Raw genomic sequence first — 26163 nt, 5'->3', positions numbered from 1 at the left:
TCGCCAGCGTCATGACGGCCTTGGCGTGCGCGGGCGCGAGCGTGCTCGTTTTCATGGGGATGTACCGCCTCGCGGAGTCTCACCAGCGCCAGGACATCATGGCGAGCCTCATGCACGTCTCCCGCATGATCCACCAGGGATCACTGCGCCCGATCGTGGCGCCGGAGGACGACGTGCGGCACATCCAGGTCGTCGACCCCTCCGGCCACGTCATCGCCTCGACCGCCGACCTCGCCGGGCGCCCGCCGATCGCGCGGTTCGTCCCGCCGGGCGATGCCGCGGTCGCCGGCAACGAGATCTGCTCCGCGCCCGGGTTCCCGCACACCTGCCTGGACGTCGTGGCGCTGCGCTTCTACCGGCCGCAGGGCGACTACATCATCTACGGCGCCGGCCCGCCCGTCCCGTGGTACGTCAACCCCGCGTTCTTCCTGGTGGTCGCCGGCGTCTGCCTGCTGCTCACGGGGGCGAGCGCCATCGGGACGTACCGCATCGTGCGCCGCGCCCTCGCGCCCGTCGAGGAGGTGTGCGCGGGGCTGTCGGAGATCACCGTCACGGACCTCGGCCGCCGGGTCCCGGCCCCCGAGAAGCACGACGAGATCGGCGCGCTCACCGAGACCGTCAACTCGACCCTGGACCGCCTGCAACAGGCGGTGGAGCAGCAGCGGCGCTTCGCCTCCGACGCCGGCCACGACCTTCGAAGCCCCATCACGGCCATGCGCACGCAGGTGGAGGAGGCCCTGCTGCACCCGGAGGACACCGACTGGCTGAAGATGGCCGAGGCGCTGGTCTCGAGCCTGGACCGGTTGCAGGCCATCGTCACCGACCTGCTGGTGCTCGCCAAGCTCGACGCCGGCGAGCAGGCCTCGCGCAGCTACATCAACCTCGCCGAGCTGGTGCGCACCGAGGTCGGCCGCCGCCCCCGGCGCAAACGCGTCGTGCTGCGCCTGCGGCCCGGCGTGGTCGTCAGCGGCGACCGGCTCCAGCTGCTGCGGCTGCTGACCAACCTGCTGGACAACGCCGAGCGGCACGCCACCTCCACGGTGACCATCATCGTGGACCGCGACGACGGGTGCGCCGAGATGCAGGTGATCGACGACGGCGAGGGCATCCCGCCCGACCAGCGGGAGGTCGTCTTCCAGCGCTTCACGCGGCTGCCCTCCGGCCGCGAGAAGGACAAGCAGGGCACCGGCCTCGGGCTGGCGATCGCCCGGGACATCGCCCAGCACCACGAGGGGACCCTGGTCATCGAGGACTGCCAGCTCGGCGCCCGCTTCGTCCTGCGCCTCCCCCTCCTCAGCGGCCCGTAGCCCTGGCCGCGGCCGGGGCTACGGGCCCGGGCGGGCACGCGGCGGGCCGGACCCGCCGGTCGCGGGCCAAGGAGGGCGCGCGGCCCGCCGGGCCCGCCGGTCGCGGGTCAGGGAGGGGTGATCCGGTCGCCGACGAGGGCGAGGTTCTGGATGGCCGCCAGGCCGTACAAGGCGGTGGTGTTGGTGGACACCCACGCCGCCTCCTCGGTGGGGTTCAGCGTCGTCGCCACCTTCTCCGACCGCCACGGCAGGGTGGGCGCGTAGCCGTCGCCGGTGTAGAACTCGCGCCACGCGCGGGCCGCCAGGTCGTCGCGCCCGAGCCGCACCGCGGCGTAGGCGGTCAGCCGGGAGTGCCCCTGCCGCAGGATGAGATTGCCGAACGCCGCCCCCGTCTCGGCCGTCTGCTCGGCCGCGGTGCCGTTGAACAGCCGGCAGTACTGCAGCCACGCAGCCTCGAACTCCGGCATGTCGACCAGGTCGATCAGCTCCGCGCAGATCTCCACCTGGCCGAACATGGCCGACAGGTGCGAGACCGCCACCTTCTTCCGCGCCGGGGCGAACTCGCCGGTGCTCAGGCTGTACAGCCCCTCGCCGGTGACGAAGCCGTTGGGCATCGCGGCGATCGTGCGCATGGTCGCCTTGAGCTTCCTCTCCGCGACCGGGTCCCCGCCGCGCTCCCACTCGGTCAGCCAGGCGGCGGCCAGCCCCGACCAGTCGGTGCCGAGGCCGATGGCCAGCGCCTCCGGGTCCGGCGTGTACGGCTCCGTGCGGATCTTGCGCAGGGGGTCGAGCGCCATGAACGTCTTGTCGGAGCCGACCAGCGCGCGCATCAGGTCGCCCACCCGCTCGTCCGCGGTGAGGTAGTAGAAGATGCGCCGGTAGGCCGCCGTGGAGATGCGCTGCTGCTTGGCGCTGCATCCCCAGTGCTGCACGTTGTGCCGGGTGCCGAGCCCCGCCCACGGGCCGGTGTGGTAGACGTCCACCTCGCCGGTGTGCCGGGTCATCGCCTCGGCGAACCGGTAGACGTCGGCCCTGCCCGACCGCAGGAACGCGTACCACAGCCACAGGTCCGGCGACAGCTCGGAGTTGTCCCACGCGTACCCGCCGACGTCGTACCGCCAGACCCGCCGGTCGGTGTCGTAGGTGTGCATGATGTCGCCGTGGTTCCAGAACCCGTACCAGTGCCGCTGCTCGACCTGCCCCTTGTAGTAGGAGAACAGGAAGTCCAGGTGGTCCTCGATCGCCGCGGCGGCGGGGGTCGACCGGTCGGCCGGGGCGAACAGCCCGCCGAAGACCTTCGCGGCGACCAGGTGCCCGACCGGGTTGACGATCTGCGGCGGGGTGCGCACGGCGTCCGCCATCGCGCTCAGCCGGGCGGCGTCCGGGGTGGCGCCGACGGCCCAGAACATCAGCTCGCTGGTGCGGGCGATGCCGTACGGCGTGCCGAACCCGGGCTCGTAGTCCTCGTAGGTGATCTCCAGCCCTTCCAGCTGCTCAGGGAAGGTGTCCTGGCCCATCCCGTCGTGGTAGAAGCGCGTGTCCATCGGGGCCGCCTGGGGGGACCACATCCAGACGGTGACCTCGGCCTCCTCCGACGCGGCGCCGCGGACGTCGAGCTGGGTGGGGTGGCGCTGCCAGAAGTCGCGCAGCCCGAACGCCACCCCGCCGGACACCCCGCCGACGTACCCGAGCCCCGAGGCGCGCCCGCCCTGGTCGACGTCGACCCAGGCGTGCCCCTTCTTGGTCCGCTTGCGCACCGTGAAGCCCTCGGCCGACAGCTGGGCGAGGGTGTGGTCGCCCCAGGTGGGGATCAGGTGGAGGCGGCCGCTCACGCGGGTGTCCCACGTGGAGACGTCGGGCAGCCTGACGCCCGCGACCTGGGCGGCGCGCACCGCGGCGCCGGGGTCCCTGCGCAGGCCGGTGATGCCCTTGACCGCCTCGGCCAGCATCCCGTGCCCCTCCCCCACGAACCGCACGTGCCGGTCGTAGGTCTCGTCGCGCATGGGCACCTTGAACCGCACGCCGAGCCCGGCGACGAAGTCGCGCGTCCCGTCGCGGTCGAAGACGAACGTGTGCACCATGCGGATGCTCTCGGCGCCCGCGTAGAAGTACAGGCGCACCGTGAACGGCAGCCACGTCCCGCCCTTGGCGCTCTGGTGCCTGCCCTCGACGCGGACCACCGCCCGCACCGGTCCCCTCTGCTCCACGGTGACCTTGCGGACGTCGCCGAGGAGGCGCTCGCGCCGCGGCGCGGACTCGTCGTCGTCGGCGATCGCGTCCTGCCGGAGGCTGACCAGTTGCACCCGGCGGGCGATCTCGGCCGCGCCTCGCCAGACGTGGCTGATCAGCTCCGAGCCCTCCTTGCGGACGCGGACCCTGATCACGCCGGTGTCCACCTCGACGTGGCCCTTGGCGTCCTTCACGGTGACCGGCGCGGCGGGCGCGGCGGGCGATCCGGCCGCCAGGGTGTAGGCCGCGGCGGGCGCGGCGGCGCTCAGCGCGTGCGCGGTCCACTTCAGCGACCCGTCCGGCCAGTAGGCGATCGGCCAGGTCTGGACCGGCACGGCCGCGCCGCCGGGAGCGGTCAGCGCGAACGCCTGCCCCCTCGGCACCGTCCCGCGCGGCCACGGGGTGCCCCAGGTCGAGCCGGCCGCGAGGGAGGGCGTCTCCTCCAGCCAGCGCACCGTCACCTCGGGCGCCGCGGCGGCCGTCGCGGCGCCCTGGTACAGGGGGCCGGCGGGCAGGACGGCGCCGGCGCCGGCCGCCGCCATCCCCTTCAACACATCTCGTCGGGCGATCTCCGGCATGGCTGAACTGCACCTCCGTGCGTGATGGCCGGCCTCGGAGACGTGCTGGCGTCCGAGGTCAGGCGTGCTGGACGGGGACCCGCGCGTCGACGGCGACGGCGGCGAGGACCAGCTGGCCGAGGGCCAGCGGGGTGACCAGGGGAAAGGTCGAGCAGACGACCGCGGCGGCCGCCACCGCCATGGCCAGCAGCGCGGTGCCGTACACGTCGGCCCGCGACGCCGCGCGGAAGGCCTCAGGCCAGCCGGTCCCGGGCCGCCAGGCCCCGGCGCAGCGCAGCGCGAGCGCGGCGGCGGCGACGGCCAGCAGCGGCACCAATACGGCGAAGGCCTCGTGCCCGGGCAGGCCGGACTCCACGGCCGCCCAGTCGAGCGCGAGCACCAGGCAGAGCGCCGCCGGGACGGCGAACGCGAGCGGCCCGGCCCGGGCGACGGCCAGCAGACGCCGGGCGTACGGCCGCACCCCGACGGCGCTCTCCCCGCGCTCGCGCAGCAGCGCGCAGCCTGCGGCCAGCGCGGCGAAGGCGGTCACCAGCGGCAGCGAGGCGAGGAACACCAGCACCCCGAGCAGCAGCGACTCGGAAAGGAGCGCCAGGCGGCGGCTCATCCTTTGAGTCCCGAGGTGGCCAGGCCCTGGACCAGGAAGCGCTGGAAGGCGGCGAAGAACAGCAGCACCGGCACCAGCGAGAGCACCGACAGCGCGAACATCGGCCCGAAGGAGGCGGCGCTCTCCTGCAGGTCGACGAACATGCGCAGCGCCAGCGGCACGGTGAGCCGCTCGGGGGACGACAGGTAGATCAGCTGGGTGAAGAAGTCGTTCCAGGTCCAGATGAACGTGAAGATGGCCGTCGTGATCATCGCGGGCTTGATCAGCGGCAGCGTGATGTGGGCGAAGATCCTGATCGGCCCGCACCCGTCGATGCGGGCCGCCTCGTCCAGCTCGCGGGGCAGCTGCCTGATGAACTGCGCCATCAGGAAGACGAAGAACGCGTCGGTGGCCAGGAACTTCGGCAGCACCAGCGGCCAGAAGGAGTCGACCATGCCGAGCCGCTGGAAGATGGTGTACTGCGGGATCAGGACGACGTGCTGCGGCAGCATGATCGTGGCCAGCATGAACGCGAACAGCGGGGTGCGCAGCCGGAACCTCAGCCGGGCGAAGGCGTAGGCGGCCAGCGAGCAGGTGACGACGTTGCCGATCACCGCGCCGCCCGCGACGAGCGTGGAGTTCAGGAAGTACCGCCAGACCGGGGTGCCGGCGGAGGCGTCGAGGACGGCGGCGTAGTTGCCGAGCGTGAACGACTCCGGCCACAGCCCGACGCTCGCGGCGATGCGCGCGCTGGGCTTGACCGAGCTGGTCACCAGCCACAGCACCGGGTACAGCATCACCAGGAGCACGGCCGCCACCCCCAGGTGCCAGACCACCCGGCGCACTCTCGGACGGGTCACCGCTCACCACCTCCGTAGTGGACCCAGGAGCGGGCCGACCTGAAGATCAGCGTGGTGACCAGGGCGATGCCGGCCAGCAGGACCCAGGCCATCGCCGAGGCGTAGCCCATCTGGAAGTCGACGAAGCCCTTCTGCCACAGGTAGAGCGTGTAGAACAGGGTCGAGTCGCCGGGGCCGCCTGTGCCGTTGCTGACGACGAACGCGGCGTTGAACACCTGGAAGGCCCTGATCGTGTCCAGCACCAGGTTGAACAGGATCACCGGCGACAGCATCGGCACCGTGATCGACCAGAACCGCCGCCACCACCCCGCGCCGTCCACCGACGCCGCGTCGTACAGCTCCACCGGTATCTGCTTCAGACCGGCCAGGAAGATGACCATCGGGGCGCCGAACTGCCAGATGCCCAGCAGCACGAGCACCAGCAGCGCGAGGTCGGGGTCGGTCACCCAGCCGCCCGTCCTGACGCCGAAGATCGAGAGCACCTGGTCGGCGGCCCCGCCGCCGGAGAACATCGCCCGCCACACCAGGGCCACCGCGACGCTCGCGCCGAGCAGCGAGGGAGCGTAGAACGCCGAGCGGTACAGCCCCTGCATGCGGCTCGCCCGGTTGAGCAGCATGGCCACCGCCAGCGCCGCCACCAGCTGCACCGGGACGGAGAAGACGACGAACCTGGCCGTCGCCCACACCGCGTTGAGGAAGTGCGCGTCCTGCGTGAACAGCCGGACGTAGTTGTCCGCGCCCACGAACGAGGGCGCCGTGAACAGGTCGTAGTCGGTGAACGACAGGTACAGCGAGGCGAGCATCGGCCCCACGGTCAGCAGCACGGCGCCCGCGACCCACGGCGACAGGAACAGGTACGCCACGCCCGGCCGCTCCCCGTAGGCCGCGCGTGGCCGGCCGGCGGCGGGCGCGGCGCGGGCCCGTTCCAGCGTGGACGGCCGCGCGCTCATCGAGGCCGCCCGCGGGTCCGTCTGGTGGGATGCATCGGCCGTCCCGATCAGCCGGCGATGATCTGCTGGGCCTCGGCGTAGTACCGCTTCGCGGTGTCGGCCGGGGTCGCCTTGTCGTACATGACGTCCTGGTAGTACTTGTCGAACAGGGTGAACAGCGTGCCGGCGCCCTTGGGCGGGGCGGGCGGGCCGAGCTTGACCTTGCCGGCGACGAGTTCCTCGTACTCGTAGACCTGCTTCCACGCTCCGGTGAGGGACGGCGCGATCGCCTCGCGGTTCGTGGCGTTGGCGGGCAGGCCGCGCGACATGCCGAGGATCTTGGCTGCCTCGGGGTCGTTGATGATGAAGTCGGCCAGCTTGAGCGCCGCGGCCCGCTGCTTGGTCCGGGCGGACACGCTGAGCAGCATGGGCGGCTCGCCGTACAGGCCGAGGTCGCCGCCGACCTGCGGCAGCGGCGCCAGTGCGTAGGGGTTGTCGTAGCCGGCCCAGGCGTCGGGCGCGACCGTGGAGTCCGGCTGGAACTCCGAGGCCGACAGCTTGCGCGCCAGCGGCGAGCCCGCCGGGTTGACCGCGGTGATCTCTCCAGGGGTCGAGGCGCCCGCCTTGCGGAACTTCGTGGCCATCTCCCACCAGGTGAGGACGTCCTTCTCGGTGTAGCCGAGCCGGCCGTCCGCGGTGTACAGGCCCTTGCCCTGCTGGGACAGCCACACCTTGAACCAGGATTCGATGCCGCCGAAGTCCCCGGCGCCGTAGACCTTCCTGCCGGTGTGCTCGGTCACCTTCTTGGCGGCCTCGAAGTAGTCGTCCCAGGTCCAGCCGAGCTTCGGCTCCTTCGCGCCCGCGCTCTTCCACAGCACCGGGTTGTAGATCATCACGACGGCGGTCTGGCCGAGGGGCAGGCCGTAGAGCTTGTCGCCCATCGTGCCGAGCCCCATGACCTCCTTCTTGAGGTCGGCGGTGCGGATCTCCTTGCCCTCGTGCGGGCGCAGGTCCAGCACGACGTTGCGGTCGGCGTACTCGCGCAGGTGGCGGTCGCTCATCTGCATGACGTCGGGCGCGTTGCCGCCGGCGGTCTCGGTGGCGAGCTTCTGGAAGTAGGCGTCGTAGATGGCGGTGCTGGTGACGACCTTGATCGCCGGGTTCTTCTTCATGAACAGCCGGACGGCCTCGTTAGTGATCTTCGCGCGCTGCTCGCTGCCCCACCAGGCGAAGCGGATGGTCGCCGTGCCGTCCCCGGCCCCGCCGCCACCGCCGCCGCAGGCCGCCACCGCGGCGAGCAGACCGGTCGCGAGAGCTGTCGTCAGGACCTTGCGCAGAGACATGTCCCCTCCTACGGAAAGCGCTTTCCGACGGCATGGCGAAACGCACCGTCCCTCAGCCCGGAACAGCGCTCACAACCCGCGCGCGCAAGGCCTCCACGGCCTTTCACCTCGCGGAACACACGATCTTCACACTCGCCTTAACGGGGATTAAAACGTTCTTGACACGATTCCACAAGACCCACCGTCCGGCTCGCATCGGTACGCCACGCCCTGATCATCACGGCGGAAGGACGACGACGGCGGTCACGGCTCCCTTTCGGCGGAACCGGGCCGCCACCGGATTCCGGAACATTCCGTGAGAGAAGTGAGCGGAAGTGAAACGCGCCCACGGATCCGTCGACACGCCGAACGTCATGGTGCCCGGCAGGGCCCCGCGTCCGCCCTCCGCACGGGCCGGCCGCCGCCGCACCGCCGCGATCGCTCTTCGATCCGCCCGATCCCGATCCCGCTAGAGGGAGTCGTACAGGGCGATGTGGCGGGCGGCGGCCTGCGACCAGGTGTGCCGGGCCGCCAGGGCGCGGCCGGCGGCCAGGCGCCGCGTGTCGGGGGCGGCGAGCGCCGCGCGCATCGCCTCGGCGAGACCGCGCGGGCCGGTCGCGAAGCGGGCCGCCCCGCCGAACACCTCCCGGAACACCGGCAGGTCGCGCGTGACCAGCGGCACTCCGGCGGCCAGGGCCTCCATGGCGGCCAGGCCGAACCCCTCCTTGAGCGAGGGGAAGGCGAAGACCGCGGCCGAGGCGACCAGCGCGGGCAGGTCGTGGTGGCCGACCTGCCCGAGCACGATCGGCTCGACGCCGAGCGCGGCCGCGCGTTCCTCCCACTCGGCCCGGTAGGCGCGGTAGTCGAACAGCGTCTCACCGCCCGCGACGATCAGGCGCAGATCCGGGTCGGCCAGCAGCGCGTACGCCTCCAGCAGGTCCATCGACCCCTTGCGCGGCTCGATGCCGCCCACGGTCAGCACGTACGGCCCGAACCGCGCGCGCCACCGCCGGTCGCCGTTCCGCGCGGCCTCGGCGAAGCGCTCGGACTCGACGCCGTTCGGGATGACCGCCGCGGCGATCCCCCAGCCGCGGGCGAGCTCGCCGGCGACGGCCGCGGAGACGCAGACATGGGTGTGCGGGCGGACGATCGCCCGCTCGTGACAGGCCGCCAGCTCGGGCGTGGTGAAGTGATCGATGTGGTGGACGGTGCGCACGCAGTCCTCGACGGCGTTGGCGCTGATGCAGTCCTGGGCGTGCACGACGTCGTAGGCGCCGGGACGGAACGCCTCGCGCAACGCCGAGATCGAGCGCATGATGCGGTCGCCCACCGTCTCGCCGGGAATGTCAGGGAACGGGACGAGCACCTGCCGCACGGCCGGGGCCACCGCGCGGAAGAAGCCGGCGTCCCCGCCGCGGGCGAGCGTCCAGACCGTGACGTCCTGGCCCGCGGCGGCCAGCGCCTCGGCCAGGCTCAGCGTGTGCACCACCCCGCCCCTGGGCTTGGTGGAGTACGTCAGCAGCGCGATCCTCACCTGCGGCTCCCCCGCGTCATCTGCGGCCCCTTCGCCTCGACCGGCGTCATCCGCGCCCCATGGCCGCCGCCGGTCCCATCGGCGTCTTCCGTGGCTCAGGGGTGCCCGCCGGTCTCATCGGTAGCTGCCCGGGCGCAGCTCGTCCAGGTGCTTGAGCACCCGCCGGGCCGTGGCGACCTCCGCGGCCACGTCGACCTCGGCCACCGCGAGACCGGCCTTGGACCAGGTGCGGGCGAGGACCTCCCCTCCCGGGCCGACCACCTTGGCCTGGCCCAGGAAGCGCATGCCGCCCATCGCGCCGGTCTGGTTGGAGGAGGCGAGCACGACCTGGTTCTCCGCCGCCCGCGCGCAGTCGTACAGGTCGAACAGGCGTGACTGGCGGTCCTGGGTCATCCGCGGGGCCCGGTTGGTGATGCTGGTCGGCCAGGCGGACAGGCAGGCGAGGATCTCGGCGCCGTCCAGGGCCAGGCTGCGCGCCGACTCGGGGAAGGTCTTGTCGTAGTCGATGAGCATCCCGACGCGGCCCACCGGCGTGTCGAAGGCGTCGAACCGGTCGCCGGGGGCGTAAGCGGCGGTCTCCCCCGCCGGCAGGTGGACCTTGCGGTGCCGTCCGAGCACGCCGTCGCCGCTGAGGCAGACGGCCGCGTTGTAGCGGACCGGGCCCGCGTCCTCGCAGTAGCCGACGCACAGCACCATCTCGCCGGCCAGCACGCCGAGCCGCTTGAAGATCGGGTCGTCGGGGTCCAGCGCCGGCGGGAGCGAGTCGGGGTCGGGATGACGCAGGTCGGCCAGGTAGCCGCCCAGCGAGGCGTCCGGCAGGACCAGCAGCGCGGCGCCGGACGAACGGGCGTCGGCCACCAGCTTGGCGATGCGCTGAAGGTCGAACGCGAGGTCGCGCCCGAAGTGCGCGGAGACGGCGGCGATGCGGACCACCGGTCAGGACCTCCCGGCGGCCGCCACCGGCGAGACTCCGTCGTCGCGGGCGTAGGCGTCGGGGCGGCGGTCGCGCAGGTGCCCCATGGAGCGGCGCGCGACGGCGAGCGCCGCCCGCACGTCCACCTCGGCGACCGCGACGCCGCCGGGCACTCCGGTGCGGGCGAGGATCTCCCCTCCGGGCCCGACGATCTTGGCGCTGCCGACGAACCGGAGCGTGCCGAAGGCGCCGGACTGGTTGGCCGACACCCAGACCACCTGGTTCTCAAGGGCCCGCGTCTGGTCGAACAGGTCGAAGCGCCGCGTCCAGCGGTCCTCGGCCAGGTCGGGCGCCGGGTCGGTGCGGCTGGCCGGCCACGCGGACACGCACACGACGATCTCGGCGCCGTCCAGCGCGAGCGACCGCGCCGACTCGGGGAACGCCTTGTCGTAACAGATCATCATCCCGAGCCGCCCGACCGGGGTGTCGAAGGCCGCGAACCCGTCGCCGGCGGCGAACAGGGCGTCCTCGCTGAGCGGCTGGTGGACCTTGCGGTGGTGGCCGAGCACGCCGTCGCCGGACACGCACACGACGCTGTTGTACCGCCACGGCCCGGCGGCCTCGCAGTACCCGGCGCAGACCACCATGTCGCCCGCGATCGCCGCCAGCCGCCGGATCTCCGGCCCGTCCCGCTCGAACGCGGGCGGGACGTCGCCGGCGTCGCCGTCCATGCTGAGCAGGTAGCCGCCCAGGCACGCCTCCGGGAGGGCGAGCAGGCGCACGCCCTGCGCGCGCGCCTCGGCCACCAGGTGCTCCACGCGCGCGAAGCACGCCTCCACGTCCCGGTCGAACGGCGCCGCGACGGCGCCCATGCGTATCTTCATGCCCAGCCCTTCTCGCCCGCCGCGCCCAGCCCGGTCACCGGGCCGGCGATCGCCTCGGTCAGTTCGCCGTCCGGCCAGCGCAGCATGACCCCGCGCCCGGAGGTCAGCTCGCCGCACCCGGCGCCGGTCGCCGGCCCGGCGGGAAGGCCGGGACGGCCCGGCTCGTCCGCGGTGAGCATCGCGAAGCCGGGGAAGCAGGTGAGCCAGTCGCCCATGGTCGCCGCGCCGGGGCGAGGGACCGCGGCGACGTCCAGCACGGCGCCGCACCCCGACGCCTCGGCGAGCATGCCGAGCGTCCCGGCGACGCCGGCCATCGACACGTCCTTGGCCGCCGCCGGACGGGCCGCCGCCACCGCGCCCAGCATGGCGCGCAGCTCAGGGGTGCGGCGGCGCGTCGTGGAGTCCCACTGCCGCCCGGTGTACCCGGGCCGCCAGCCGCCGGCCAGGTCGGCGGTGAGCCGCACCCGGTGTCCCGGACGGCCGCCGCCGCCCGGGACGGGATGCCGCGTGCGGCCCAGCGCGGTGACCGACAGCGCCGCCGGCACGCCGAGCTGGGTGTGCCCGCCCAGCACCGGGACGCCGTACGCGGCGGCCGCGCGGCGCAGCCCGGCGAGCACGCGCTCGGCGGCGGCGACGTCCCGCGCCCCGAGCGCGTCGAGCAGGCCCACCGGAGCGGCGCCCATCGCGGCGAGATCGTTGAGGTTGACCAGGACCGAGCACCAGCCGGCCCAGCCGGGGTCGCGCTCCACCATCGCCGGCAGGATCGCGTCGCACGCCGCGACCAGGTCGCTGCCCGGCACCGGCGCCCCGTCGTCGCCGAGGAACCGCGGGCCTCCCGGGGTCATCCCGGCCAGCAGCGCGCCCAGCGCCCGCTTGGTGCCCTGGGCCAGGGCGGCGATGCGCCCGATCGGCCGGCGCATCAGCAGGTGGGGGACGCCCGCCACCGGGAGCGCGCGCACGGTCCGCCAGCCGAGGCGGGTGAACATCGGCGCGGCGTGGGCCTGCACCGTGGCCTCGAAGCGCAGCGCCCCGGCGGCCTCCGCCCGCGCGCTCGCCGCTCGCACCAGGGCGGGGCCGATGCCGGAGCCGCCTCGTTCCGCGGGGTCGACGGCCAGGCGGCCGCCCCGCCACCAGCCGATGTCCGGCCCGTCCGCGGCGGGACCGAGCCGGACGCCGCCGAGCACGGCCCCCGCGCGGTTCTTCGCCACCAGTACCACGGTGCGCGGGTCGTGGTCGCGGTCGTCCAGGTCGTGGCCGCGGAACAGCCCCTGTTCCTCGACGAAGACCTTCTTGCGCAGCGCCCGGTAGGCCGCGAGCGCGGCGCCGTCGGCCTCCTCCACCAGGAAGCCCGGCCGGCGCCGTCCGAGCAGCACGTCGCAGACGGGTTCGCCGGGCGTCCGCGCCGCCTTTCCCGCGGACGCGCCGCCGGGGTCCGTCCCGGGCCCGCGCCGCGAGGGCGTCCCGAGCAGGGCCCCGCCGAGGTCGTGCGCCGCCGTCATCGCCGCCTCACCGTCATCCCCGCCTCACCGTCATCGCCATCTCACCGTCAGCCCGCCTCACCGTCATCGCCATCTCACCGTCAGCCCGCCTCACCGTCATCGCCGCCTCAGCCGCCGGCGACGGCGAGGGCGCTGCAGGCGCCGCAGGCGGCGCAGCCCGCCCGCTGGTCGGCGCCGGTCATCCCGGCGGCGCGCAGCAGCGCGGCCACCTGTTCGGTGACCTCCCGGACGACCCCCGGCGACGGGGCCGGCAGGCCGTCCCGCCCCGCCAGGGAGCCCTTCAACGGGCGGAAGGGCACGACGAACGGGTATACGCCGCGCCCGATCAGCTCCGCGGCGCCGGCGACCAGCTCGGACGGGTCCTCGCCGAGGCCGACGAGCAGGTAGGTGGAGACGCGGTTGCGGCCGAACACGCGCACCGCCTCCGCCCACGCGGCGTCGTAGGCGGCCCGGGGCACGCTCGCCTTGCCGGGCGTCCACCGGCGGCGGACCGCCTCGTCCAGCGACTCGATGTGGACGCCGATCGCGGTGGCCCCCGCCTCCTTGAGCGCCGTGATCCACGACAGGTCGGCGGGCGGCTCGCACTGCACCTGGACGGGCAGCCCGGGAACCGCCGCGAGGACGGCCCGTACCGACCGGGCGAGGACCCGCGCGCCCCGGTCCGGGCCCGAGGTGGTGCCGGTGGTCATCACCATCTGCCGCACCCCGTCCAGGCGCACCGCCGCCTCGGCGACCTCGGCGAGCTGCGCCGGGGTCTTGGCGGCGACGGTGGCGCCGGCGTCGAGCGACTCTTCGATGGTGCAGAACCGGCACCGGTCGGCCTCGCCGTACCGGACGCAGGTCTGCACGACGGTGGTGGCCAGCACGTCCGCGCCGTGCAACTTGGCGATCTTCTCGTACGGGACGCCGTCGGCGGTGACCAGGTCGTAGAAGCGGGGGCGCGGCACCGGCAGGACCGGAACGCCCAGATCGGTCTCCCCCAGCCACAGGCTGCCGTCGCGGACGATGTAAGGACTGCCGGGGTTCAACGGGATCGCCGCGCCGGCGCCACCCATGATCAGGTGACCGTCGTCGCTCGGTCCCGCCCCGCCCGCGCGGCGCACCGGGGTGTCCGCGCGGACGCCCCTGATCGCCACGTCGACCCTGGTACCGACGCTCACGCGAGCCTCCTAGAACATGTAGGTCGAGTTGATGATCGCGCCCTTGCGGCCGTAGTGGATCAGGGCGTCCTGCACGTCCAGCGGGTGCGTGGGAATGACGCCCTCGATCAGGTCCTCCTCGCGGGCGCCGTGCAGGGACAGGCCGAAGCGGCAGCAGTAGACCTTGCCGCCCTCCTGGATGAAGGTCTTGAGCGAGTTGTTGATGTTGTGCTCGCCAGGGAAGGCGGAGTTGCCCGTGGTGGGGAAGCCCCGGGTGGCCAGGCAGTTCAGCGAGCCGGGCCCGTAGAAGTAGATGGCGGACTCGAAGCCCTTCCGCAGCGCCCGGGTGGCCTGCAGGATGGCCACGAAGCTGACCGACGACTCGTGGGCGATGCCGTGCACGAGCGTGAAGTAGCTCTCGCCGTTCTCCGCCTGGTAGTCGGGAAAGACCTTGGTGCCGCCGTAGAGGCTCGATCCCTCCGGCAGCGAGGGGTGCGGGATCTCCGTCAGGCTCTGCTTCTCAAGGTCGGTCAGTTCGGACACTTCGGACATGGACATCTCCTTGTCGAGGGGGGTTGGAGCCGTATCTGAAAGGTGGATGCACGTGGGGCGGTCCGGCGGGCGGACGGGACGGGGGCCGGACGCGGGTCAGCCGTAGAGCTTCTCGAAGGTGTCGCGGAAGATCAGCCGGGCGAGCTCGCCGTCGCCCACCGCCGCGCCGAGCCGGGCCCGCTCGCCCGTGAAGTCGCCCCACGGCTCGTCGCTGGCGAACAGCACCCGGTCGTGGCCGACGCCTCGGTGTTCGATCTCACTGGCCAGCCACCGGGGCGCGAAGCCGATCGCCCAGGACAGGTCGGTGTAGACGCGCTTGCCGGCCGCGATCCAGTCGAAGAAGCGAGAGCCGGCGAGCTTGATGTGACCGCTCATCCCGCCGCCGAAGTGCACCAGGTGCACCGCGGTCTCGTCGCCGTACCACTCGACCAGGTGGCCCACCTCGTCGATGTCGGAGGCGGCGCCCGGCGAGGTGTGCACGTGGACGACGAGGTCGTGGGCGCGGGCGACGGCGAAGATGCGGTCCAGCGCGGGCCGGCAGGCCGGGTCGGTCGGCCGGCCGCCCAGCAGGAAGCTCAGCTTGAGCGCCCGCACGCCGCGCTCGCCGGCCAGCGCCAGCGCCGCCGCGGTGCGCTCGGCGTCCTGCGGGCGGGGCGACACCCACAGCCCGCAGCGGACGCGCTCGTCCCGCGCCGCGGCCTCGAGGCACAGCTCGTTGAACCCGAAGGCGACCGCCGGGTCGGGCACGCCGTAGTTGGGCAGCACCAGCGCCCGCTCGGTGCCCTCGACGTACAGGTCTTCCAGCAGCTGGTCCACGGTCGCCCGCGCGGTCACGTCGGGCCGCACCGGCGGGCCGCCGTAGAAGGGGTGGGCGGGGAGCACGCCGAGGTGGCGATGCGCGTCGAAGACCATCGATCAGCTCCCCAGCAGCTCGGGGTGGACGAAGTACCGGCCGGCGTCGGGGAACTCCTGGGCGTCCGGCACGTGGTGCGGCCGGGGCCGGGGCACGCCGGGCGAGCCCAGGTGCCGGGCCAGGTGCTCGGCGTCGCCGGCGACGCCGGAGAAGCGGCCCGACCCCCAGGTGTGCTGCCAGGGCAGCCCGAGGAAGTACAGCCCGCGCACCGAGGTGACGCCCCGTTCGTGGACCGGATAGCCGGTGCCGTCGAAGACCGGCACTCTGATCCACCGGTAGTCCGCGCGGAACCCGGTGCACCAGACGACCGAGGTGACGCGGCGCGCGTCCAGGCCCTCCGGTTCGCCGGCGGGCTCCCACACCGGCCGGTACCGGGCCTCGGCGGGCGCCTGGATGCCGCGGGCGGCGATGAAGGAGTCGATGGTGTCCTTGATGCTCTCGGACACGGCGTCGGCGTGGTCGAGGTCGCGCCGCAGGCCCGGGGCGAACCTGATCGTGCCGTCCTCGACGCCGGCGAGCCTGCCGTACAGCCGCATGCCGTCGCGGGCGAAGGCCCGCAGGTCGATGTCACGCCCGCCGTCGCGCCCGGTGACGTAGTGGTTGGCGCGGGCCCGCACCCCGTCCGGGTCGGCGAAGGAGCCGATGGGCCGGTCGTAGTGGCCCATCAGGTCCAGCCAGGCGACCACGTCCCTGCCCCGGTAGAAGCGGGCGACGCGCGGCGCGGACCCCACCGCGAGATGGACCCGGCGCCCGTCCAGGTGCAGATCCTCGGCGATCTGGCAGCCGGACTGGCCGCTGCCGACGACCAGCACCTCGCCCGGCGGCAGTTGCCGGGAGTTGCGGTACTCGCCGGAGTGGAGCTGCGCCACGTGCCGGGGGAACCGCTCGGACAGCCGGGGGATCACCGGCGTCTGGTACGGCCCGGTCGCCACCACCACCTGGCCGGCCGTGAACGTCCCCTGGTCGGTGCGGATCTCGAACCCGCCCGGCGCGGTCGTCAGCCCGGTGGCGGAGACCCCCTCGAGCACGGGAGGCCCGAACGAGGCCGCGTAGTCCTCGACGTACCGGACGATCTCGTCGCGCCGCATGAAGCCGTCGGGGTCGTCGCCCGGGTAGGGGAACCCCGGCAGCCGGCACTGCCAGTTCGGCGTGACCAGGCAGAACGAGTCCCACCTGCGGGAACGCCACTCGTGGCCCACCCGGTGCCGTTCGAGCACGATGTGGTCGACGCCGCCCCGCTTCAGGTGGTGGCTCATGGCCAGCCCGGCCTGCCCGCCGCCGATGACGACCACCGCGTGGTGCCCGCCCGCCGCCTCGGCCCTGCGCCCGTCCGGCGCCTGCGCCCCGCTCCCGTCCGGCGCCTCGGCGCGGCGCCCGTCCGGGGTCCCCGGGTGACGGTCCCCGCTCACCGGTCGAAGCTCTCGACCGTCACCGAACCCTCGCCGGTGAACGCGGCGGCCTTCCGCTCGATCTCGGCGATCTGCCGGGCGGCGCCGGTGCAGAAGAAGCCGTATTTCTCCCGCACCCGCTCGCCCGCGGCGCGCAGCGCCCGCCCGCTAAGGTCCACGAATTCGGCCAGCGGATAGGATTCCTCCTGGCGCAGGAAATCGGCGACGACAAGGGACGGGGAATAACAGCGCGACCGCGACCCGTCGGGCCATCTCACCTGGAAGTACATCTCGGGCACGCCGGCCTCCTGTCGAGGAAAGCGGCTCACCGGGCCAGCGGTTCGCCACTGGTCGCAGTCCACTTCCCGGAGGTTTCGGAACCGTTCCATCCGGAACAAAACAGCGTAACCGCGCCTTCACCCTGCGCGATTCCTCGCTATGACAAATGACATTTCCCCATAATTCACACTGTGAAGGCGCCGCCGGGCTGCACCCGTGTCAGGCGAGGACTTCGACCGGCACGCGAACGGCCTCATCGGCGCCCCGCGGGGGTGCGCTACCGCCCGGGCGCCGGTGAGATCGAGGCGAGCTTGGCCGGGTTCATCACCCACATGAGCTGGTCGATGCCCTGCGCCGAGGCGCTGGCGGTCACGAGAGCGATCACGTTCTCGTCGTGCAGGATCAGCACGCCGGGCCGCCCGTTCACCTCGACCCACTCGGTCGTCGTGCCGGGCCAGAGCCTCGGCGCGTACGCCACGACGACCTTCGCGACGCGCTCGCGGCCGGCGACGGGGATCCTGGAGGCGCCGCGCACGGCCCCGCCGCCGTCGGCGTAGCTGACGACGTCGGCGGCGAACAGCTCTTCCAGCGCGGCGAGGTCACCCTCCTGCGCGGCGGCGACGAAGGCCTCCAGCAGGCGCCGGTGCTCGGCCGAGCTCACCGGGTTGCGGCGCTCGGCGGCGATGTGCTTGCGTGCGCGGCTGACGACCTGCCGGGCGTTCGCCTCACTGACCCGCAGGATGCAGGCGATCTCTCCGTAGGGGTAGTCGAACGACTCGCGCAGGACGTACGCCGCGCGTTCGGTGGGCGAGAGCCTCTCCAGCAGGAACAGGACCGCCAGCTCCAGCTCCTCCCCCCGCTCGGCCCCGGCCTCGGGGCTCGTGCCGGTGTCCACCGGCTCGGGAAGCCAGGGGCCGACGTAGGTCTCGCGCCGCCGCCTGGCGGACTGGGCGACGTTGATGGCCAGCCGCGTGGCCACCGTGGCCAGGAACGCCGGCGGGTCGGACACGGCCGCGCGATCGGTGCTCTGCCACCGCACCCACACCTCTTGGACGATGTCCTCGGCCTCCGCCGAGACGCCGAGCATGCGGTAGGCGATGCCGAAGAGCCGGGGACGAACAGCCGCGAAGACCGAAGCGGCCTGATCGAGCGCGCTCGCCGGCTGCCGGTCCTCTGAGTACATGATCGCGGTCCGCCTCCTGCGGTATGCCCCCGTATCCGCCGCTCCTAGCCTATAGAGGCCCTTCGTCCCTATCAGCGAGGGGCGGCCGGAGCAGCCCCGGCCGGCCGGTCAGTCGCGCTCACGCAGTTCGGCGTTGATGCGCAGGGCTTCGGCGAGCTGGTCTTCCAGGATGATGATGCGGCAGGCGGCGTCCAGGGCGGTGCCCTGGTCGACGAGTTCGCGAGCGCGGGCGGCCAGGCGCAGCTGGTAGCGGGAGTAGCGGCGGTGGCCGCCTTCGGAACGCTGCGGCTTGATCAGCCGCGCTTCGCCGAGGCTGCGCAGGAACGCCGGGGTGACGCCGAGGATCTCGGCGGCGCGGCCCATGCTGTAGGCGGGATAGTCCTCGTCGTCGAGCCGGAGCTCGGGTGTGCCGCCGGACGCGGCGGCCGGCATCTCCTGGGGAGGACGGGACCGGTCTCGCCTGGAGGCCGGCGTCGGGTGCACTTGTTCCATAAAACCTTCCCACACGCTGACAGGGGCCCCGGCGCCATGATGCGCCGGGGCCCAGATGAGTTCAACACCATCGACCGGCCAATCGGCCGGTTCACTTGTTCCGCATGCGCCTGCCCGATCGGGCGGGATGCGGGGATCGCGTAAGCGTGACCGTAGACCACCGTCCTATCCGGGGAGCTGCGGCACCCGTGCGGCCACATGTGGCCTGCGACGGGCGATCCTGATGGCGTCAACACTCCTTTCGACTTGTCCGTTTCGCCGCTACTTCGACTACGCACAGCGGCAGCGCGCCCACCGTCGGGACCCTTCCACTGCATCGGCCCCGGCAGTCCGGCCTTCTGCCTTCTGCTCGTTCTGTGTTGCTGTCCACACTTCGTCCGGGCAGTTCGTCATGGTGCTCGCGTACTGCTCTGCCCTCGTGGATCCGTCTCTTACGATGGCAAGAACTATACCCGCACTCGATGCGAATGTCTACAGCGACGACAAGAGATTTTCTTCCAGAGAAGAACAAGGGCCAGAGGCCGGCGAGCCGAGCCCGCTGGACTTCCGCGGACTTCCGCCGCGTGGGATCAGTGTCGTGCCGCGGGCCATGCGACCAGGGCCAGTTCGGCGGTTTCGGTCAGCTCTGCCGCCGCAGCCCCGTCGCGGGCGCGCTGCGACATGCCCTGGATGACCGCGGCGAAGTACGCGGCCAGCGCACGGGGGTTGGCCGCGTCGGATAGCTCGCCGGCCTGTTGCGCCATGCGCAGACGGGCTACGAAGACGCCCAGGTTCTCGTTGCGTAGGTCGCGCAGGAATGCCTCCACCTCGGCGTCTTGCGGGGTGACGTTGGTGGCTGCGCTGATCGTCAGGCATCCGGCCGGGTGGGCGGGGTCGGGATAGATGATCGCCGCCTCACGCAGGATGCGGGCGAACGCGGCGTGGGCGGTGGGCTCCTCCTCAAGGGCAACGCCCATGAAGGCGCCCACGGGTGAGCGCCCATAGGCGTGCACCACTTCCTTGAACAGAGACTTCTTGTCCCCGAAGGCCGCGTACAGGCTGCCGGGCCTGATGCCCATCGCCTCGGTCAACTCGCCGATGGAGGTGGCCTCGTAGCCGCGTTCCCAGAACAGACGGGTGGCCGCGGTCAGTGCCGCGGCGCGGTCGAACCCCCTCGGCCGCCCTCGCTTCGCGCGTGTCTCAGTCACTCCTCCATTTTAGAGCGCTCACTCAAGAAGGCGTGCTATCTTCTTTATTGAGTTATCGCTCAATAAATCGTGGAGTGGTCGACAGCTATGGGCACACGCACGCTTGAGGGAAAGATCGCCCTGGTCACAGGCGGCAGCCGCGGCATAGGCCGGGCCATCGCGCAACGTCTCGGCCTGGACGGCGCCACCATCGCCGTCGCCTATGCCCGCGACGAGACAGCGGCGAACCAGGTGGTCGAACGCATCCGCAATGACGGCGGCCGGGCCTTCGCCCTGCATGCGGAGTTGGGACAGCACGGTGACGCCGCCTCCCTGTGGGCTGCTTTCGACGCCCATGCCGACGAATACACACCTGGCGGAGCCGTCGACATCATCGTCAACAACGCCGGCATCGGCCGCAGCTCTGATCTGGCGTCGCTGACCGAGGACGACTTCGACGAGGTCTTCGCCGTGAACGTCCGCGCACCGTTCTTCATCGTGCAGCAAGGGCTGGAGCGGCTGCGCGACGGAGGGCGGATCATCAACATCTCCAGCGGCGCGGCTCGCCTCGCCATGCCAGAGATCATCGCCTACGGCGCCACCAAGGGCGCGCTCGACACCTTCACCCTCAACCTCGCCAAGGAATTGGGGCCCCGAGGCATTACCGCGAACTCGGTGGCGCCCGGCATCATCGACACAGACGTCAACGCAAGCTGGCTACGCGGCAATCCTCAGGCCGAAGCCCACGCGGCGTCCCTGGCCGCGCTGGGCCGGGTCGGGCAGCCGAAAGACGTGGCCGACATCGTGGCCTTCCTCGCCTCCGACGACGCACGCTGGGTGACCGGCCGGGTGATCGACGCGACGGGCGGTTCTGGGCTGTGAGCCCACCCCCAATGAGAGCCGACGCCTGTTCATCGCGCTCGTCGTCCAACCCATCCACGCGGCCGCCCGCCGGCTCGGCTGGCCCGACCGGCGACGCCGCCACCAGGCCCGATCCCAGGACAGCCACTACCGGCGACAAGCCGCTCAGACGTGAAGATCACGATCTACGGTCGGAGTACTAGGCGAGGTTCGCCGCGTACACCGACACGTCGACCTCGGCGACCTGGTCGGCCCCCATGGCCTGGGCCAGCTTGCGATAGCGCTCGGCCTCGCCGTGGCGGCTGCGACGCTCCAGCGTGCGGGCCAGCGCCTCGTACGCCCAGCCGTTCGCCGGGTCCAGCTCCAGCAGGCGGCGGAAGGCCTCCTCGGCGCGGCCGAGCTGGGCGCTGTGGAAGTAGGCCCGCGCCAGCAGCTCCACGGCGGCCCGGTTACCCGGCTCCGCCTCCACCAGCGGCGTCAGGATGCGCGCCGCCTCCGGGTAGTCCCTCGCCTCGAAGAACAGGCACCCGCGCTGGTACTCCTCGTAGCTCATCGAGCCTCTCCCCTCACGGCTCCCCGGCCACCCGGCCGGGCACCGACGCCCCCACAACACCACCTCCCCCGCGCCTCTTCCCTCGCGCGAGCACCGCGCGCCGAACGAGCGTCTCCCCTTCCTGGACTCCACGACCGCACACTCAGCCGACCGGAGGGCGAGCATGAGGCCATGGCGCCGACCGGCACGGTCGCCCGCGTCGCCGTCCGTCAACCCGGATATACGAGCTCGACCAGACCTGGAGCGATGCGGGGGAACTTCCGATCGGCGGTGAGCAGCACATCGGCGCCGGTCTCGTGAGCGCCGGCGATGATGAGCGCGTCGGGCACTCGAATGGTCAGATCGGCCGATCTGATCGCCGCCGCCCTCTCGGCCGTCTCCTCGTCCACCGGCACGACGCGATCGATCGCGGCGGCGCGGAAGGCCGCGAGCGCCTTCTCCGCCGCGGCTCCTTTGCGGATCGCGCCGACCCGCAGCTCGCTCCATGTCACCACGGAGATGGCGAAAGAGGCCGCCAGATCTTCCCAGCGGCGCACCGCATCGCGTGCGTCGAGGTGGAGCGCGTCGTCGGGATCAAGGAGACTTGCGACCACATTGGTATCGAGCATCACGATGGGCATGTGTCAGGTCCAGCTCTCACGGCTGGCCTCGACGTCCACGACCTCGGTGAAACCGGGGATGGTGCCGATGACCCCGTCGAAACGACTGCGATGCCGCCGGATGACGATGTGACCCTCTTCTTCGGTTATGTCGATGGCGTCGCCCGGCCGAAGTCCTAGATTCCGCAATACGGCCGCCGGAAGGGTGACCTGGTTCTTGCTGGATATGCGCGCCGGCCCCGCACGCCTGGCACGTCTCCGCTTCGGGGGCTCCATAACCTTTACTGTAGCCATCACAAGTAAAGGCTAAACGCCATCACTCTCCGGACGCAACCGATTCCTCTGTGTTCCCGGGCTCCGGTGGATTCGACGCCTGATCGGGCAGGGCGGGGGTGCGGCCTGGTCACGGCGCGGGGATCAGCTGGATCCTGACGGTGTCGTCGTGGGGGACGACGATGGTCTGGTCGACGCCGTGCTTCCATGTCCCCGAGATCAGGAAGAGGCGGTCGGCCGAGGTGAGCAGGATCCGGAATCCGCGATAGCGGTAGGAGAATGCCGGGTCTTTCCCGACCGTGGGCAGGGGGATCTGCGTGACGCCGGAGGGCAGGCCCACCAGAGGTTCCTTGATGTCCAGGACGATCTCGATGCGCTCTCCGATCTTCTCGGCGTCCTCCTGGCCCCGCCCGGTGCCGGCGGCCCAGGCGAACTCCGTCGAGGCCCAGAACAGCCCGGCGACTGCCAGTCCGACAACGCAGGCCAGAGCGATCCTGCGCAGCCGTGCGGGGACCAGCGGCCGTTCGCGCTCCTTGCCGAAGATCCAGATCGCGTAGGCGACGGCGGCCGGTCCCGCGGCCAGGGCCATCGCAGTGGTGCCGGGGTATTCCTGGTCGGGATCGATGACCAATATGCCGATCAGGGCCCGGCCGATCAGCAGAAGCCCCACGAGCCCGATGAGCGCCTCCAGGAAGAGGTTCACCTGCGAGCCGGGGGCGGCGCCGAGCCGCCAGATGACGGCGGCGTGGACGGCGACGACGGCGAGGACGCTGAGGAACGCCAGCGCCGCCGGCACGTAGACGACCTCCAGTCCGTACAGGATCAGTGTCCGGTTGGACAGGTCGGCCATGTCCAGGGGAACGCCGAAGTACTCGAACCGGGAACGCGTCGCCACGTAGCCGTAGTAGAGCAGCAGCGCCGTGGCCAGGGTCGTCGGCGCGACCACCTCGGCGATCTGCCTGATCCTGGTGGCGAGCGGATCCGGCTCCCGGGGCTCGGTCCCGGACGGCGGCGGCGGAACCGGCGCCGGTCGGGACGCGGATGCGGCCGGGGCCGGCTCCGGGGCCGTGGGGTGCGGGGGCGCGGTCTCGCTCACGGGCGCGGTCTCACGTCTCCTCTGGTGCCGGGTCGTCCTCGGGGGCGGCCGGAGAGGGGAGCTCGTCGGTGGGAGGTGGCGGGGAGTTCTCGTCCGGCCCGGGATCGGCGGGACTGGCCTCGGGAGACGCGGACCCTTCCACGAAGATCTGGATGTCGGGCACGTTGTTGGAGGTCGTCCCGTAGACCTCCACGGGGTTCTCCGGTGACATCGGCACGCCGCGCAGACTCGGATAGTTGCACGGATCGTCGTCCGGCGAGGTGCAGGTGTAGCGGTAGGAGACGTTCACCCCGATGAGGTACTCACCAGGAGCGGGCCGTCCGGTCAGCCTCACCCCGGCCAGGCACTGGCCGCCCTCCCGCACCCGCGCGCCCTCGCATGGAGGATCGCCGCCGTTGTCGCAGGCCGAACTCGCGGGCGCCAAGCCCACCGGGGCCGGGCTCCTCTTCAGGGTGAAGGTCACGTTCGTGACGACCGCGGGGGCGGAGGTCTTGTTGATGATGGTCGCGCAGCCGTCGTCGTTGGGAGTGCCGTCCAGCCGCACGCCGTTCACCCGGATGCTGCGCCGTTGGGAGCTGGGGCGGGCCGACGAGGACGAGCCGGCGCCGGAGGTGGCGGACGGACCGGCGCCGGGGGACGACGATCCGCCGGTGCCGTCCGTGCCGCCGGTGCCGCCGGTGCCGTCGGTCGCGGCGGGATCCGAGGACGAGGTGTCCCCGGCGTACCCGTCGTCGGCGCCGGCCGAGCCGGCCGATGGCGCGCCGCCCCCCGTGGCGACACCGACCAGCCACACCACACCCAAGATCGCGACGAGCCCGAGGATCGCGGCCATGACGATGACGCGTGTACGTGAGGTCGCCATACCCATCTCCAAGAACAGGTGTGCAAGACCATTCTGGGATAGAGCGTACGCAATCGGAAACCGAAAATCCCCTCATTAAAGACGCTCCGGAAGCGCACCGGCGGTCGAGCGGTCGCTTTTATCGGAATTATCGGCTGCCCTGAACACCGGGACGCCTCGTCGGGCGAAAGCCGCGGCGCCGTCCCGCCTCGCCGGAAACGACGGCACCGCGATCGCCCACCGCTACGCCACCCTCCTGATCACCGCACGTATCCCCTGTTCAGCTCGTACAACGGAATCCCCTGCCCTGGGGACCGCCCGGCCGCCGCGCGACCGGAACGGGACTCGATCACGCTCCGACCCTGGGCCGAGATTCTCCAGCAACCCCAATTTATAGGCAATTGCCGCATATGTCCGATCGGCCCGCCAGGATGATTTCGACCGGCGAATACACCGTCAAGATCAGGCCATCACAAAGCCGGCGACCCTACACCGAGATCCTTTCGCCGGCGGCGGTAATGGCCCCTCGCCGGGGCGGCAGGACGACGGGACACCGCGGCCACGCGGCCGGCGCCGGCCGGGAGCACGCGAGAGCCGAAGTCCCGCCGCCTCGTTCACCAGAGACCGACGCGCGATATATCCGGAGATGCCGGACATCTGCAAAGGCGTCCGGTATTTTCGGCCGGGAGAATCCGTGACACAGCAAGATCGCTTCGAGCCGATCCGCGACGCCTACAGATGGGATGTTCACTGATGAAGGTGGCAGTTCTCTTAGCCGGGTTCCTGGGCCTGCTCGTCGGAGCGCCGGCCGCCGCGACGGCCGAGACAGGAGCGAGCCCCGGAACGTCCGTGACCTCCGCCTCCGGAACCTCCACCCCCGTGGGCGGGCCGGCCCACTCGGCCTATCCGGCCGACTTCCCCCTCCCCGACGGTTTCCAGCCCGAGGGCATCGCCATCGGCCCTGGCCCTGTCGCCTACTTCGGCTCACGCGCGACCGGCGAGATCTACCGGGCGGACCTGCGCACGGGACAGGGCCGCGTCATCAGCCCCGCGACCGGCACCCCGTCGCTCGGCCTCAAGATCGACGCGAGCGGCCGGCTGTTCGTCGCCGGCGGCACCGGCGGCGACGCCCGCGTGATCGACACGCGCAGCGGCGCGGTGCTCGCGAGCTACCGCCTGGCCACCGAGGCCTCGTTCGTCAACGACGTCATACTGACCCGTGACGCGGCGTACTTCACCGACTCGGTCAACCCGGTACTGTACAAGCTGCCGTTCGGACGCGGCGGAGCGCTGCCGACCCAGGTGGTGCGGGTGCCCCTGACCGGCGACATCGTCTACACGGCCGGTTTCAACGTCAACGGCATCGCCCCCACCCCCGACGGCACGGGCCTGATCATCGTCCAGTCCGGCACCGGCAAGCTGTTCCGCGTCGCCCCCTCGACGGGCGTCGCCACCACGATCGACCTCGGCGGCGAGTCCGTGGTCAACGGCGACGGCCTGCTGCTGGACGGCCGCGTCCTGCACGTCGTGCAGAACAGCTTCAACACCGTGACGTCCCTGCTCCTCGACCGGGGAGCCACCTCAGGGAAGGTGGTGCGCAAGCTCGTGGACGACCGCTTCGACGTCCCCACCACCGTCGCCGCCTTCGGCGACCGCCTCTACCTCCCCAACGGCCGCTTCACCACCCCCCCGACCCCCACCACCCCCTACAACGTCATAGCCGTCGCACGCTTCTGACCCCCACCGTGGGGGCCATCGCGCCTCTGGAGGTACGCGGGCGGGGGTGTCGCACCCATCCCCCGCTCCGCCCGACGACCGACCTTCCCTTGAACCCAGAGACCGGCAACCACCACGACAAGGAGAGCTCAGCCGCCGCGCGTCTACGTGCCGCTCAACGCCGCTTTCCCGCCTCTCCTCCTGGGGCGGGCCCGGGCAGGAACCTGTCAGGACCGCGATTGAACAGCAAACCGAGCAGTCGCATCAGCCGTTCGAACGGCGAGAGGCTGTCGGGAGAGATGACGACGAATCCGGCGAGCAGTACGAGGAAGGCGGCCCCGCCTGCGATCACCCAGATGAAAGCAGGATGGGCCCAAGTCCCCCCGACCAGGACAGCGCTCACGCTTCCACCTCCCACCCAAGTCCTCCATGGCCGAGTCGGTGGCTGCCCGCTTCCGGGCTGAAGACTAGTCA

Annotated in this window: 26 protein-coding genes and 1 pseudogene; 4 read left to right on the top strand and 23 right to left on the bottom strand. The window is 72.0% G+C overall.

Translation table 11 applies throughout. The annotated features are described in order from the left end of the window. The first annotated feature begins 41 nt into the window (after positions 1–41). Complete coding sequence (locus ACFO60_RS32195) at positions 42–1307, top strand: sensor histidine kinase (RefSeq protein ID WP_380848037.1); 1266 nt, start codon at positions 42–44, stop codon at positions 1305–1307. A gap of 107 nt (positions 1308–1414) precedes the next feature. Here the strand turns inward: ACFO60_RS32195 and ACFO60_RS32190 are convergent, their stop codons facing one another. The 17 genes from ACFO60_RS32190 to ACFO60_RS32110 form a co-directional block, all read right to left on the bottom strand. Further along, positions 1415–4114: an exo-rhamnogalacturonan lyase family protein gene (locus ACFO60_RS32190; protein ID WP_380848034.1), complete on the bottom strand. Its 2700-nt coding sequence runs from the start codon at positions 4112–4114 to the stop codon at positions 1415–1417. A 58-nt stretch (positions 4115–4172) separates the two neighbouring features. Further along, positions 4173–4718, bottom strand: a complete 546-nt coding sequence (locus ACFO60_RS32185) for a hypothetical protein (RefSeq protein ID WP_380848031.1) — start codon at positions 4716–4718, stop codon at positions 4173–4175. Beyond that, entirely contained in the window at positions 4715–5557 is an 843-nt protein-coding gene (locus ACFO60_RS32180) for a carbohydrate ABC transporter permease (protein WP_380848028.1), read from the bottom strand. Before ACFO60_RS32180 ends, ACFO60_RS32185 begins: the two co-directional genes overlap by 4 nt. Next, the gene (locus ACFO60_RS32175; protein ID WP_380848025.1) at positions 5554–6507 is read right to left on the bottom strand and encodes a carbohydrate ABC transporter permease; all 954 of its coding nucleotides are present in this window, start codon (positions 6505–6507) and stop codon (positions 5554–5556) included. The genes ACFO60_RS32180 and ACFO60_RS32175 overlap by 4 nt, the downstream gene beginning before the upstream one ends. A 47-nt stretch (positions 6508–6554) precedes the next feature. After that, positions 6555–7829 (bottom strand): ABC transporter substrate-binding protein, encoded by a 1275-nt coding sequence (locus tag ACFO60_RS32170; protein ID WP_380848022.1) that lies wholly within the window; start codon positions 7827–7829, stop codon positions 6555–6557. Between the two features lie 448 nt (positions 7830–8277). After that, entirely contained in the window at positions 8278–9342 is a 1065-nt protein-coding gene (locus tag ACFO60_RS32165; RefSeq protein WP_380848019.1) for an MSMEG_0565 family glycosyltransferase, read from the bottom strand. Positions 9343–9456: 114 nt separating this feature from the next. After that, the gene (locus ACFO60_RS32160) at positions 9457–10275 is read right to left on the bottom strand and encodes a carbon-nitrogen hydrolase family protein (RefSeq protein WP_380848016.1); all 819 of its coding nucleotides are present in this window, start codon (positions 10273–10275) and stop codon (positions 9457–9459) included. Between the two features lie 3 nt (positions 10276–10278). Beyond that, entirely contained in the window at positions 10279–11139 is an 861-nt protein-coding gene (locus ACFO60_RS32155; RefSeq protein WP_380848013.1) for a carbon-nitrogen hydrolase family protein, read from the bottom strand. Then, a complete protein-coding gene (locus ACFO60_RS32150) occupies positions 11136–12638 on the bottom strand; it encodes an MSMEG_0567/sll0787 family protein (RefSeq protein WP_380848009.1) in 1503 nt (500 codons plus the stop codon). The genes ACFO60_RS32155 and ACFO60_RS32150 overlap by 4 nt, the downstream gene beginning before the upstream one ends. Before the next feature lie 107 nt (positions 12639–12745). Then, entirely contained in the window at positions 12746–13798 is a 1053-nt protein-coding gene (locus ACFO60_RS32145) for an MSMEG_0568 family radical SAM protein (RefSeq protein ID WP_380848006.1), read from the bottom strand. A 9-nt stretch (positions 13799–13807) separates the two neighbouring features. Next, on the bottom strand, positions 13808–14329 hold the full coding sequence (locus ACFO60_RS32140; RefSeq protein WP_380848003.1) for an MSMEG_0572/Sll0783 family nitrogen starvation response protein: 522 nt from the start codon (positions 14327–14329) through the stop codon (positions 13808–13810). A gap of 96 nt (positions 14330–14425) precedes the next feature. After that, entirely contained in the window at positions 14426–15241 is an 816-nt protein-coding gene (locus tag ACFO60_RS32135; RefSeq protein WP_380848000.1) for an amidohydrolase family protein, read from the bottom strand. A gap of 3 nt (positions 15242–15244) precedes the next feature. Next, entirely contained in the window at positions 15245–16651 is a 1407-nt protein-coding gene (locus ACFO60_RS32130) for an MSMEG_0569 family flavin-dependent oxidoreductase (RefSeq protein ID WP_380847997.1), read from the bottom strand. Continuing rightward, entirely contained in the window at positions 16648–16920 is a 273-nt protein-coding gene (locus ACFO60_RS32125; protein ID WP_380848120.1) for an MSMEG_0570 family nitrogen starvation response protein, read from the bottom strand. Before ACFO60_RS32125 ends, ACFO60_RS32130 begins: the two co-directional genes overlap by 4 nt. Before the next feature lie 266 nt (positions 16921–17186). Further along, the gene (locus tag ACFO60_RS32120; RefSeq protein ID WP_380847994.1) at positions 17187–18092 is read right to left on the bottom strand and encodes an RNA polymerase sigma-70 factor; all 906 of its coding nucleotides are present in this window, start codon (positions 18090–18092) and stop codon (positions 17187–17189) included. A 108-nt stretch (positions 18093–18200) separates the two neighbouring features. Beyond that, positions 18201–18524 carry a MerR family transcriptional regulator gene (locus tag ACFO60_RS32115; RefSeq protein ID WP_380848117.1) on the bottom strand — a complete coding sequence of 108 codons (324 nt, stop codon included), beginning with the start codon at positions 18522–18524 and terminating at the stop codon, positions 18201–18203. Positions 18525–19153: 629 nt separating this feature from the next. Continuing rightward, on the bottom strand, positions 19154–19771 hold the full coding sequence (locus tag ACFO60_RS32110) for a TetR/AcrR family transcriptional regulator (protein ID WP_380847991.1): 618 nt from the start codon (positions 19769–19771) through the stop codon (positions 19154–19156). An 87-nt stretch (positions 19772–19858) separates the two neighbouring features. Here ACFO60_RS32110 and ACFO60_RS32105 point away from each other — a divergent pair, with 87 nt between their 5' ends. Both ACFO60_RS32105 and ACFO60_RS40880 read left to right on the top strand, forming a co-directional pair. Continuing rightward, a complete protein-coding gene (locus ACFO60_RS32105; RefSeq protein WP_380847988.1) occupies positions 19859–20632 on the top strand; it encodes an SDR family oxidoreductase in 774 nt (257 codons plus the stop codon). A gap of 4 nt (positions 20633–20636) precedes the next feature. Further along, positions 20637–20786: pseudogene (locus ACFO60_RS40880) on the top strand (IS701 family transposase); the annotation flags it as partial. A gap of 24 nt (positions 20787–20810) precedes the next feature. Here the strand turns inward: ACFO60_RS40880 and ACFO60_RS32100 are convergent. The 5 genes from ACFO60_RS32100 to ACFO60_RS32080 all read right to left on the bottom strand — a co-directional run bounded on the left by ACFO60_RS32100 (position 20811) and on the right by ACFO60_RS32080 (position 23994). Continuing rightward, on the bottom strand, positions 20811–21164 hold the full coding sequence (locus ACFO60_RS32100; protein ID WP_380847985.1) for a tetratricopeptide repeat protein: 354 nt from the start codon (positions 21162–21164) through the stop codon (positions 20811–20813). Between the two features lie 209 nt (positions 21165–21373). After that, complete coding sequence (locus ACFO60_RS32095; RefSeq protein ID WP_380847982.1) at positions 21374–21784, bottom strand: type II toxin-antitoxin system VapC family toxin; 411 nt, start codon at positions 21782–21784, stop codon at positions 21374–21376. A gap of 3 nt (positions 21785–21787) precedes the next feature. Beyond that, positions 21788–22039 (bottom strand): AbrB/MazE/SpoVT family DNA-binding domain-containing protein, encoded by a 252-nt coding sequence (locus ACFO60_RS32090; RefSeq protein WP_380847979.1) that lies wholly within the window; start codon positions 22037–22039, stop codon positions 21788–21790. Between the two features lie 127 nt (positions 22040–22166). Next, the gene (locus tag ACFO60_RS32085) at positions 22167–23132 is read right to left on the bottom strand and encodes a hypothetical protein (RefSeq protein WP_380847976.1); all 966 of its coding nucleotides are present in this window, start codon (positions 23130–23132) and stop codon (positions 22167–22169) included. Between the two features lie 10 nt (positions 23133–23142). Continuing rightward, the gene (locus ACFO60_RS32080) at positions 23143–23994 is read right to left on the bottom strand and encodes a hypothetical protein (RefSeq protein WP_380847973.1); all 852 of its coding nucleotides are present in this window, start codon (positions 23992–23994) and stop codon (positions 23143–23145) included. A gap of 732 nt (positions 23995–24726) precedes the next feature. Here ACFO60_RS32080 and ACFO60_RS32075 point away from each other — a divergent pair. Further along, complete coding sequence (locus tag ACFO60_RS32075; RefSeq protein ID WP_380847970.1) at positions 24727–25710, top strand: NHL repeat-containing protein; 984 nt, start codon at positions 24727–24729, stop codon at positions 25708–25710. A gap of 154 nt (positions 25711–25864) precedes the next feature. Here the strand turns inward: ACFO60_RS32075 and ACFO60_RS32070 are convergent, their stop codons facing one another. Further along, a complete protein-coding gene (locus ACFO60_RS32070) occupies positions 25865–26092 on the bottom strand; it encodes a hypothetical protein (RefSeq protein ID WP_380847967.1) in 228 nt (75 codons plus the stop codon). Between the last annotated feature and the right edge of the window lie 71 nt (positions 26093–26163).

This window comes from Sphaerisporangium dianthi, from assembly GCF_042654065.1.
GTDB classification, from domain to species: Bacteria; Actinomycetota; Actinomycetes; order Streptosporangiales; family Streptosporangiaceae; genus Sphaerisporangium; species Sphaerisporangium dianthi.
The sequence above is the reverse complement of the archived record's forward strand: the minus strand, read 5'-3'. Positions and strand labels throughout refer to the sequence as shown.